Origin of the sequence: Rhodoferax sp. UBA5149, assembly GCF_002413825.1 — a bacterium.
Lineage (GTDB): Bacteria > Pseudomonadota > Gammaproteobacteria > Burkholderiales > Burkholderiaceae_C > Rhodoferax.
Genome location: NZ_DHXT01000212.1, coordinates 1 through 10,088, shown reverse-complemented (window position 1 = coordinate 10,088; position 10,088 = coordinate 1). Strand labels below are relative to the sequence as shown.

Below are 10,088 nucleotides of genomic sequence, written 5' to 3'. Positions count from 1 at the left end.
TCAGGGAGAGGCATTTCGGTGCGATCCAGGGCATTCCGAAGAGCGAACTGGCCGAACTGAATCCGGCCATGCTCGAGCAGATCCTGCGGCGCAATCCGGCTGCCGAGTTCGTGGGAGGAGAGTCGATGGACGAATTCGCCGATCGCTCGTACGATGCGTTCGTCGAAATCGGCGCGCGCCATTGCGGTGCTCGGGTACTCGTCGTTACCCACGGCTGGGTCATGGACGTCGTTACGCGCCACATCAGCGGTCTGGCACGCAACGCCGTCCTCAAACTGAAGCGCAAGAACGGCGAAAGCGTTTGGGTCGAGGTGACGGAGCGCGCGTTCGTCGCCGGGCGCGCCTAAATTTGGCTTGGGCTATTCTTGGTGCCTTCATCCCCTTTGTTCCTGTACTGTTTTTTCATAGGAAGCACGAAATGAGCTTTTTGAAATCGATGACTACAACGGCAACGGCTAGCGCGTTGATAACTGGTTGCACAGGAATTCCTTACGACCCTGCAACGAACACTGACTCAACGGCGCCCGAAATTGGCATACGTGTAGAAGGGCAGCGTCCGGATAGCGTCTATAAGCCAAATCCGGGTCCGGCTGACACGCAATGCCTACCTAAGAAGAGCGACTTCTGCCCAGACATTCGAATAAAACCTGTTGATGTCGGCATTCGAGTTGCCGGCACGCCCGTTGATTTGCGCACAACCCTTGGCGACCGAAATGGCTAGTGTTTCCCAAATATCAAGATGTCTATCCCATCACCCTCGATGACGGCTCAACGTTCACATTCAATGCCACAACGTTTGACGGCGATGGTGTCAAACCAGAACAGGTTGGTGGCTTAGAGTTTTGGGTGAAACTCCTTCAACACTGCGAAAGGTTGGTCGGTGCCAAGGTCTAACCTCTCGGCCAAGAAGGACGTTCCGCCGGCAAGCCGACTACGCGCCCCTTACCTCAAACGGTTCCAGCTGATGAGACAACCCGCGGCGTGAGACTGAAGACTGAGACACGAATCCTCCGCGGTATGTGCGCTCGCGTACCAAGTGTTGCTTGCCTCACCCCGATAATCGCTGGAACTCTTGAACTCCCATTGGTCCACGACAGCACGGCACCGTGAAACCCTTTCGCCGCCACACTGAACGCCACCGAACCGACCGCATTGGCTGGCTGCGCGCCGCCGTGCTCGGCGCCAACGACGGCATCGTTTCGACCGCCAGTCTGGTGGTCGGCGTGGCGGCTGCCAGTGCCAGCCACGGCAACATTCTGGTGACCGGCATCGCGGGGCTGGTGGCTGGCGCCATGTCGATGGCCGCGGGTGAATATGTCTCGGTGCACTCGCAGGCAGATACCGAGACCGCCGACCTGTTGCGTGAGCGCGCCGAGCTCGAGACGGATCCTGCCGCGGAACGGCGTGAGCTGGCGACCATCTATGTCGCACGGGGGCTTGAGCCCGGCCTGGCGCAGCAAGTGGCCGAGCAACTGATGAAACACGACGCCCTCGGCGCCCATGCACGCGACGAGCTCGGCATCTCCGAGACCCTGAGCGCCCGGCCGATTCAGGCCGCTTTGGCGTCGGCCGCCAGCTTCGCGGTTGGTGCGGTGCTGCCGCTGGCAGTGACGGCATTGGCGCCCGAGACCGGTCTGACCGCCTGGGTCTCCGGGACATCGCTGGCCTTCCTGGCCATCTTGGGCGCCGTCGCCGCCCGGGTTGGCGGCGCAGGCGTTCTGATTGGCGCATGGCGGGTCACCTTCTGGGGTGCGCTCGCGATGGCAATCACAGCAGGTGTCGGCAAGCTGTTTGGTGCGTTCGTTTGATGCAGCTGCAACAGAGCGCCTCTTCGAAGTGAAGCGAAAATGGGGTCATGACTAACTTCCTGACCGCCGCGTTTTACAAGTTCGTCGAGCTGCCTGATTTCGCGGCGCTCAAAGCGCCCTTGCTCGCCTGCTGCGAACAAAACGACGTCAAAGGCATCATCCTGCTGGCGACCGAGGGCATCAACAGCACCATTGCCGGACCAGCTGACGGCGTGCGGGCGGTGCTGGCGCATCTCAGGCGCGATCCGCGGCTGGCAGACCTGCAACACAAGGAAGCCTGGTCCGCCAAGTCGCCGTTTTACCGGATGAAGGTGCGCCTCAAGCGCGAAATCGTCACCTTGGGCGTGCCGGGCATCAGCCCCACCCTGATGGCAGGTACCTATGTCAAGCCGCAGGACTGGAACGCACTGATTGCCGACCCCGACGTGGTGCTGATCGATACACGCAACGACTACGAGGTCGGCATCGGCACTTTTGCCCGCGCCATCAACCCGGACATCAAGAGTTTTGCCAAGCTGCCCGAGTGGATTGGAAATGCCCCCGCGCTGCAAGCCGTATCGGGCAAGAAGCCCCGGGTGGCCATGTTTTGCACCGGCGGCATCCGCTGCGAAAAGTCCACCGCTTATTTGCGCGCGCAAGGCTTTGACGAGGTCTACCACCTCGAAGGCGGCATCCTGAAATACCTGGAGACGGTGCCCGAAGCGCAGAGCCTGTGGCAAGGCCAGTGTTTTGTGTTTGACGAACGCGTGTCGGTGGGCCACGGCCTGAAACCGGGGCAACACGGCCTGTGCCGGGCCTGTCGTCAGCCGCTGGACAACGCCGACCTGGCGTCGCCCCTGTTCGAGGCTGGTGTCAGTTGCCCCAAATGCCATGCCACCACGCGCGAAACTCAAAAGAACAGCGCCCGCGAACGCCAACGCCAGTGGGAGCTGGCCAAGGCCCGGGGCGAGCCAGCCCCGATTGGCGCGCGGCTGCCGCAGCCGAAGACTTCATAGACCAGTAACACACCTTCATCGGCGTACCGGCCAGACGCGATCGGCATGAGCTCAGCGCCCTACCCCATCCTCTATTTATTCCAACACGGATCAGGGCGCCAGGCCGCCGCCCAATCAGGCAAGGCGTGCGCCGGCATGGGACGGCCGATGCCATAGCCCTGTGCCAGTTCACAGCCAAGTTGCAACAGCTTGGCGCCATGTTCCACGGTCTCCACCCCTTCGGCGATGACCTGGCGGCCAAAGGCAATGGCCAAGCCAATCACGCCCTCCAATATGGCCAGGTCATCCGGGTCGTGGAGCATATCGCGCACGAAGCTCTGGTCGATCTTGAGCAGGGTTACCGGCAGGCGTTTCAGGTAGGTCAGCGAGGAATAGCCGGTGCCGAAGTCATCCAGGGCAAAACTCACACCGATGCGCTGGCAAGCCTCGATGACCGCGAATACATGCGCCAAATCTTCCAGGGCGCTCGTTTCCAGCACTTCCAGTTCGAGGTCACCCGGCCTGATGTCGGGGTGCTTCGCCAAAATAGCCAACAGGCGCGGGGCAAAGTCCGCCTGCTGCAGCTGGTGGGCACCGACATTGACGCTGACCGGGATGTCCAGTCCGCACATCTTCCAAAGTTTCACTTGGGTCAGCGCAGTGTCGATCACCCATTCCCCCAGTTCGATGGACAGCGGATGATCCTCGATCACCGGCAAGAACGCGATGGGTGGCAGCAGCCCTTGTTCAGGGTGTTGCCAACGGATCAGGGCCTCCGCTCCGATGACGGCTCCGGTGCGCATGTTCACCTTGGGCTGGTAATACAGCACGAATTCGCGAGCACTCAAGGCCAGGCGAATGCGTTCCAGACTTTCGTGATGGCCGCGCACACTGCGGTCCTGTTCCGCGTCGAACACGTGGTAGCGGTTCTTGCCTGCCAGCTTCGCTTGGTACATGGCCTGGTCAGCCTGACGCAGCAGTTGATCCGCATCCACGTCCTCCTCCTGTGGATAGACGGTGATGCCCAGGCTGGCCGAGACTTGCAGGACAAGGTCGCCGACCTGGGTTGGGTCGGCAGCGGCACCGAGCAAGCGAGTGAGCATGGGAACGCTGGCTGCAACATCCGGCAGGTTGAGCAGAACGGCGACGAATTCGTCCCCGCCCAGGCGCGCCAAGGTGTCACCGTCGCGCAGAGCCTGCTTCATACGGGTGGCCACCGCAATGAGTAACTGGTCGCCGGCTTGGTGCCCGTGGCGATCGTTGACGGCCTTGAAACCATCGAGGTCGAGCAATACGACCACCAGTCGCTGGTCGCATCGCTTGGCCTGAGCCATGGCCTGGTGCAATCGATCCGCCAGCAGCACGCGGTTGGGCAGACTGGTCAGCGCATCAAAATGGGCGAAGTGTTCGAGCTGCCGGTGGTCCTCCTTGCGCTGCGTGATGTCTTCCTGGACCGCGACAAAATGAATTAAAGCACCCTGCTCGTCCAGAATGGGTGAGATCGTGGTGAATTCCCAGAATCGCGTGCCGTCCTTGCGCTGGTTGTGAAACTCGCCACTCCAATTTTCCCCGGATGTGATAGTGCGCCACAACGCGTGATGCGCCTCGTGCAATGGGTCCTCACGTTTGAGTATTCTCGGGGTCCGACCAATGGCTTCGGTACTTCGGTAGCCGGTGATTTGCTCGAACTTCGGATTCACATACTCGATATATCCCAGGGGATCGGTGATCACAATGGACACGGGGCTTTGCGCGACCGCGAGTGACAATGTCTTGAGCTTCTCCCCCGCGCGTTTGCGCTCAATGGCAAGTGCGGCCAGTTTTGCATAACTTTCAATCAAGGCGATTTCCGCCCCCGATGGCTGTGCCGACTGCCGGTGATAAAGGGCGATTGTCCCCAGTACCGTGCCCTCGCTTGCACAGATGGGCGCCTGATTGTAGAAATCCGGCAGACTGGGCGCGGCGCCGTGCCGCAGATGCCTGCCTTCCGGGTCCAACAACGAAATCGAGCAACGCACCTCCGGGTGCACGGACTCAATCTGTCGCGCCAGCGTATCCAGCAAGCTGGATAAGGGAGTGTCCCTGCTTATTTGTTCGAGAATTTGATTGTGCAACATCAATTCATTGGTGCGCGTCGCCACGAGCTGATCGAGATTCGACACATGCGCAAAGACCGTGCTCTGGAGTTTTCGAAAGCCTTCAATGAGAATATCAACCTCATCGGCATAAGGACTCGCCGGCCTGTCAATCTCCACCGGAGCGGGAATCTCGCCGGGTACCAGCTCGTAAGCGAAACGGGTCAACTGCCTGAGTGGATGCTGCAATGCGCGGCGCAGCAAGACGACCATCGCCAAACAAATCACCATGATGAAGACGAAATAGCCCAGCAGCATTTGAGCGATATCTTTGACGACTTTGGCGCGCCGATATGAATCTTTACCTGTGATCTGCAAAGTGCCCAGATGGCCCGCGCCCTTGGGGTAGGGAATCTCGATGCTTGTCTTTGTGCCTCCCTCGCGTTGCGAAGCATCACCCGCTTCAAAATGCTGGTCGGTCAAGGTCGTCAGTTCAACGAAAGCAACTTCGGGTCGTCGCGCCATCACGGCGAGCTGCCTATTCACCGCCTCAAGTTCAATGTCCCACAGACTGACTGAGAGCTGGGGCACGCTGGCAACGGAAATGTCCCGGATCGTGGCATCGAATTCGACCCTTGCCGATCGAAATTCAATGACCGCATGGATTGAACCCATCAAGGCGAAGCACGCAAATGCCAGCGCGACAATGCGCCCGGTCAGGAATCGGGCAATCGGACGAAATGGGCGGGTTGGCATGACCGGCGGTCGACCTCAGCGCATCAATTGCGAAAAACTGAAGTTGTAGCGTTTGATCTGCGGATTCAGTACTTTGCTGTATTTGCGAAAGTTAATCTTCTCGTAGCTGTCGCCAAACCTGGCAAGAAAACGGTCTGCGCTGCCGGCATCAAACAAGACGAACATCGGCCGGTCAAGTTCCAGCCCCTCATCGACAAAATCGCGGCCATTGGCGTGGTCATAAATCATGACCAATGCCCAAGCCCCGGCGATGAAATGCCCGCCGGCCAAGGCCGTAAGACGCCCCGATTTGACGGCATCCATCGCTTCACGTGAGGTGTTGACACCGCTAAACCAGGCATCCTGGCCGGGTTTCCCGCCCCGCTTCTCCCAGCTTTGCATGGCCCCGAAAGCCATCTGGTCACTCCCCGCCCAAATCAAGCGAGCCGCTGGGTAGCGTGCATACAGCACATCACTTTGTTCAACCGCCTTGTCACGGCTCCAATCTGCATACACTTCCTGATCCAGCATCACGTCGCCAGCGTCGCTGACCGCACGGCGCATGCCCTCGTTTCTCTGAATCGAAACGGCGGTTGACCGGTCACCCGCGATGGCCAGCAGATGCAGCCTGCCATCCGGACCCTGGGCCCTGGCAGCCCGCCCCCTGGCAATCAACGCTTGGGCAGTGAGGTAGCCGGCATCAATGGCGTGCGGCTGCAAGGAACCGATCCAACTCTTGTAGCGCTGGCGTGGCGTGCCGACGTCGGCCTGCTCCCCTGCATTGGGCGGGCTGAAAGCAAAAAAACATTGAATCCCCGTGCCCTCGAAAATGTTAAGCAGCTTGGTGCCAAGGCCATAGTCGCCGGTCAGCATGACGTAATCAGGTCGCGCAGCTTTCGGCCGCGTCGCGATTTCCTGCGCTATCGCCAGGGCACGAGGGTGGTCCCGCTCAACGAAACGCATCTCCAACTCAATTCCCAAGCTCTGCGCCGCAACCTTCATGGATTCGGCGACCGCCACCCAATAGGCTTCGTTCGATTTTCCGGGATTGATAAAGGCCACGGACAAAGCTGACGCGGGGATCGCCAGCAACATGCCGACGACAAAGGCAATAAATCGATTCATGCTATTTTTTGTGACAGACAACGCAACCATCAGTGCACGCCGTGGTGGGGGCGGCAGATCACTGACATCGACGAAATCGAATATATTTCTGCGCGGTCCACGGATAGAGGATGGCAGGCGAAATCGTAACCATTATCCCACTGGGTCCGTCCGATGTCTTTCTCGCCGATGCGGGTCCCGCGATGACGGCCTTGCCGATTCGCGTCCTATCCGTGTCCCAGGTCTCGCACCAAGACAATCAGCAACGCGACAGAGCGTCCCTACGCGCTACTATTTAAATAGCGCCTCGCGCATATTCCGCGAGGGCTACAGCTCAATCAGGCGTAATTCATCGCCAGCAGCCGTGCGCGCGCCTGAGCGTACTCGCGCTTGAGCTGGGCCACGAAATCAGCGGTGCTCTGAATCTTGGTGACGGCGCCAATGCCCTGGCCACAGCCCCAGATGTCTTTCCAGGCTTTGGACTTGTCGCCGCCAAAATTCATCTTGCTGGCATCGCTGGCCGGCAGGTTGTCGGGGTCCATGCCGGCGGCACGGATGCTGGGCGCCAGATAGTTGCCGTGCACGCCGGTAAAGAGGTTGCTGTAAACGATGTCGTCCGAGTTGGCATCCACAATCGCCTGCTTGTAGTCCTCACCGGCCCGCGCTTCTTCGGTGGCGATGAAGGCGGAGCCAATGTAGGCGAAGTCCGCGCCAACCGCCTGTGCCGCCAGCACGGCGTCGCCGGTGGAGATGGAACCGCTGAGCGCCACCGGGCCGTCAAACCACTGGCGGATTTCCTGAACCAGCGCGAACGGGCTCTTCACGCCGGCGTGGCCCCCGGCTCCCGCCGCCACGGCGATGAGACCGTCGGCGCCCTTCTCGATCGCCTTGTGCGCGTGCTTGTTGTTGATGACGTCATGCAACACCACACCACCATAAGAGTGGGCGGCGGCGTTGATGTCTTCACGCGCACCCAAGCTTGTGATGATGATGGGCACCTTGTACTTGACGCACATCGCCATGTCGTGTTCCAGCCGGTCATTGCTCTTGTGCACGATCTGGTTGATGGCAAAGGGTGCGGCCGGTTTATCCGGGTTGGCCTTGTTGTAGGCGGCGAGCGCCTCGGTGATTTCGATCAACCACTCTTCGAGCAGCTCCGCCGGGCGCGCATTGAGCGCGGGCATGGAGCCCACCACGCCAGCAATGCATTGGGCAATCACCAGCTTGGGGTTGCTGATGATGAACAGCGGCGAGCCGATCACGGGAAAAGGCAGATGGTTCAGGGGCGCGGGTAGCTTGGACATCAAATCTCCGAAAGAATCCAAATATTATTAGGTAAATCAGCCTCTAGCCCTTATCAATCGGGCGACAGAAGCTATCAAATAAATAGCAAATCAGAAGGCATCCAGGGCCAGCGCGTTGACGCTCTCAGCGCCCTCGATGATGGCGTCCCGAATGCCGGGTGCCTTGGTCAGCAAGTGGTCGGCATAGAAGCGCGCCGTGATGATCTTGGCTTTCATGAAAGGCAGGTCAACACCTTTGGCTAGCTCGTCTTGCGCCACCAAGAGCGCACGGGCCAACTGCCAGCCGGCCATCAAATTGCCGGCCAGCATGAGGTAAGGCACGCTGCCGGCAAAGACGGCGTTGGGGCTGGCTTTGGCGGCACCTTCAGGGGCCTTGGCAAGCCCGCCCGCCACAAAGCTCACCACATCCACAAAGGCTTCGCGCGCCGCCCCGAGACGCTTGGCCACGGCCAGGGCATCGGCGCTGCCGCTCTCGATCAACAAGCCTTCAGTCGCTTCAATCTGCGCGGCCAGGGCCTTGGCGGTTTGCCCGCCATCGCGCGCCGTCTTGCGCCCGACCAGGTCATTGGCCTGGATGGCGGTCGTGCCTTCGTAGATGGTGAGAATCTTGGCGTCGCGGTAATACTGCGCCGCACCGGTTTCTTCGATGAAGCCCATGCCACCGTGCACCTGCACCCCCAACGAGGTGACCTCCAGGCTCATCTCGGTGCTGTAGCCCTTGATCAGCGGCACCATGAATTCGTAAAAGGCCTGGTTCTGCTTGCGCACCTCGGCATCGCCATGATGATGGGCTGCATCGTAGGCGGCAGCGGCCACCGTTGCCATGGCGCGGCAGCCTTCGGTGTAGGCACGCATGGTCATGAGCATGCGCTTCACATCCGGGTGATGGATGATGGGCGCGCTGGCTGGCGCAGAACCGTCGACCGGGCGGCTTTGCACCCGGTCTTTGGCGAAAGACACCGCTTTTTGATAGGCGCGCTCGGCAATGGCAATGCCCTGCACGCCGACACCAAAGCGGGCGGCGTTCATCATGATGAACATGTATTCCAGGCCGCGGTTTTCCTGGCCCACGAGGTAACCCACGGCGCCGCCATGGTCGCCATACTGCAGCACGGCGGTCGGGCTGGCCTTGATGCCCATCTTGTGCTCGATGCTGACGCAATGCACATCGTTGCGCGCACCCAGCGATCCGTCCTGGTTGACCATGAACTTGGGCACCACGAACAGGCTGATGCCCTTGACGCCTTCGGGCGCGCCAGTGACACGGGCCAGCACCAGATGGACGATGTTCTCGGCCATGTCGTGCTCACCCCAGGTGATGAAAATCTTGGTGCCAAACACCTTGTAGCTGCCGTCCGCTTGCGGCTCGGCACGGCTGCGCACCGCGGCCAGGTCGCTGCCGGCCTGGGGCTCGGTCAGATTCATGGTGCCGGTCCACTGGCCGCTCACCAGCTTTTCAAGATAGGTGGCCTTGAGTTCGTCGGAACCGGCTGTCAACAGCGCTTCAATCGCGCCATCGCTGAGCAGCGGACACAGGGCAAAACTCATGTTGGCCGAGTTCTGCATTTCGCCGCAGGCCGCGCCGATGGTCTTGGGCAAACCCTGACCACCAAAATCGACCGGATGTTGCAGCCCTTGCCAGCCGCCTTGCGCAAACTGCGCAAAGGCCTCCTTGAAACCGGGTGTGGCCGTGACCTTGCCGTCATGCCAGCTGGAGGGGTATTTATCGCCTTCCCAGTTGAGCGGGCTCAATACGCCTTCATTGAACTTGGCCGCCTCTTCCAGCACGGCTTGGGCGGTCTCAAAACCGGCGTCTTCAAAGCCTGGGATCTGGGCAATCTGCTCAATATCAGCCAGATGCTTGATATTGAAAAGCATGTCTTTGAGGGGGGCAACGTAACTCATGTCGGGTCTCCAAAAGGGAAATCAAAAGTGTGCGCAAGCAACAGTACAACCATTGGCGCGAAAAAAAAGGGCACCGCAAGCGATGCCCTTTTTCTGCGTGGTTTACAGCGCGGCAACCAGTTCGGGCACGGCCACGAACAGATCAGCTTCAAGGCCGTAGTCGGCCACCGAGAAGATCGGCGC

General features: G+C 60.1%; 9 protein-coding genes. 4 read left to right on the top strand and 5 right to left on the bottom strand.

Annotated elements, in window-relative coordinates:
* The 4 genes from B3V69_RS19145 to B3V69_RS19130 form a co-directional block, all read left to right on the top strand.
* The coding region (locus tag B3V69_RS19145) for a histidine phosphatase family protein (protein ID WP_296448888.1) at positions 1–347 on the top strand (347 nt) is incomplete at its 5' end.
* A 71-nt stretch (positions 348–418) separates the two neighbouring features.
* Positions 419–721 carry a hypothetical protein gene (locus B3V69_RS19140; RefSeq protein ID WP_296448885.1) on the top strand — a complete coding sequence of 101 codons (303 nt, stop codon included), beginning with the start codon at positions 419–421 and terminating at the stop codon, positions 719–721.
* Between the two features lie 385 nt (positions 722–1,106).
* The gene (locus B3V69_RS19135) at positions 1,107–1,808 is read left to right on the top strand and encodes a VIT1/CCC1 transporter family protein (protein ID WP_296448882.1); all 702 of its coding nucleotides are present in this window, start codon (positions 1,107–1,109) and stop codon (positions 1,806–1,808) included.
* Between the two features lie 47 nt (positions 1,809–1,855).
* Positions 1,856–2,803 (top strand): rhodanese-related sulfurtransferase, encoded by a 948-nt coding sequence (locus tag B3V69_RS19130; protein WP_296448879.1) that lies wholly within the window; start codon positions 1,856–1,858, stop codon positions 2,801–2,803.
* A gap of 71 nt (positions 2,804–2,874) precedes the next feature.
* On the opposite strand, the gene B3V69_RS19125 is transcribed toward B3V69_RS19130, so the two are convergent.
* The 5 genes from B3V69_RS19125 to B3V69_RS19105 all read right to left on the bottom strand — a co-directional run.
* On the bottom strand, positions 2,875–5,613 hold the full coding sequence (locus tag B3V69_RS19125; RefSeq protein WP_296448876.1) for a bifunctional diguanylate cyclase/phosphodiesterase: 2,739 nt from the start codon (positions 5,611–5,613) through the stop codon (positions 2,875–2,877).
* A gap of 15 nt (positions 5,614–5,628) precedes the next feature.
* A complete protein-coding gene (locus tag B3V69_RS19120) occupies positions 5,629–6,717 on the bottom strand; it encodes an ABC transporter substrate-binding protein (RefSeq protein WP_296448873.1) in 1,089 nt (362 codons plus the stop codon).
* A gap of 317 nt (positions 6,718–7,034) precedes the next feature.
* Positions 7,035–8,000 (bottom strand): NAD(P)H-dependent flavin oxidoreductase, encoded by a 966-nt coding sequence (locus B3V69_RS19115; protein WP_296448870.1) that lies wholly within the window; start codon positions 7,998–8,000, stop codon positions 7,035–7,037.
* Between the two features lie 90 nt (positions 8,001–8,090).
* Positions 8,091–9,905, bottom strand: coding sequence for an acyl-CoA dehydrogenase (locus B3V69_RS19110; RefSeq protein WP_296448866.1), 1,815 nt, complete (start codon positions 9,903–9,905; stop codon positions 8,091–8,093).
* Between the two features lie 102 nt (positions 9,906–10,007).
* Positions 10,008–10,088: electron transfer flavoprotein subunit alpha (locus B3V69_RS19105; RefSeq protein WP_296448891.1), on the bottom strand; the 81-nt coding region annotated here is incomplete at its 5' end.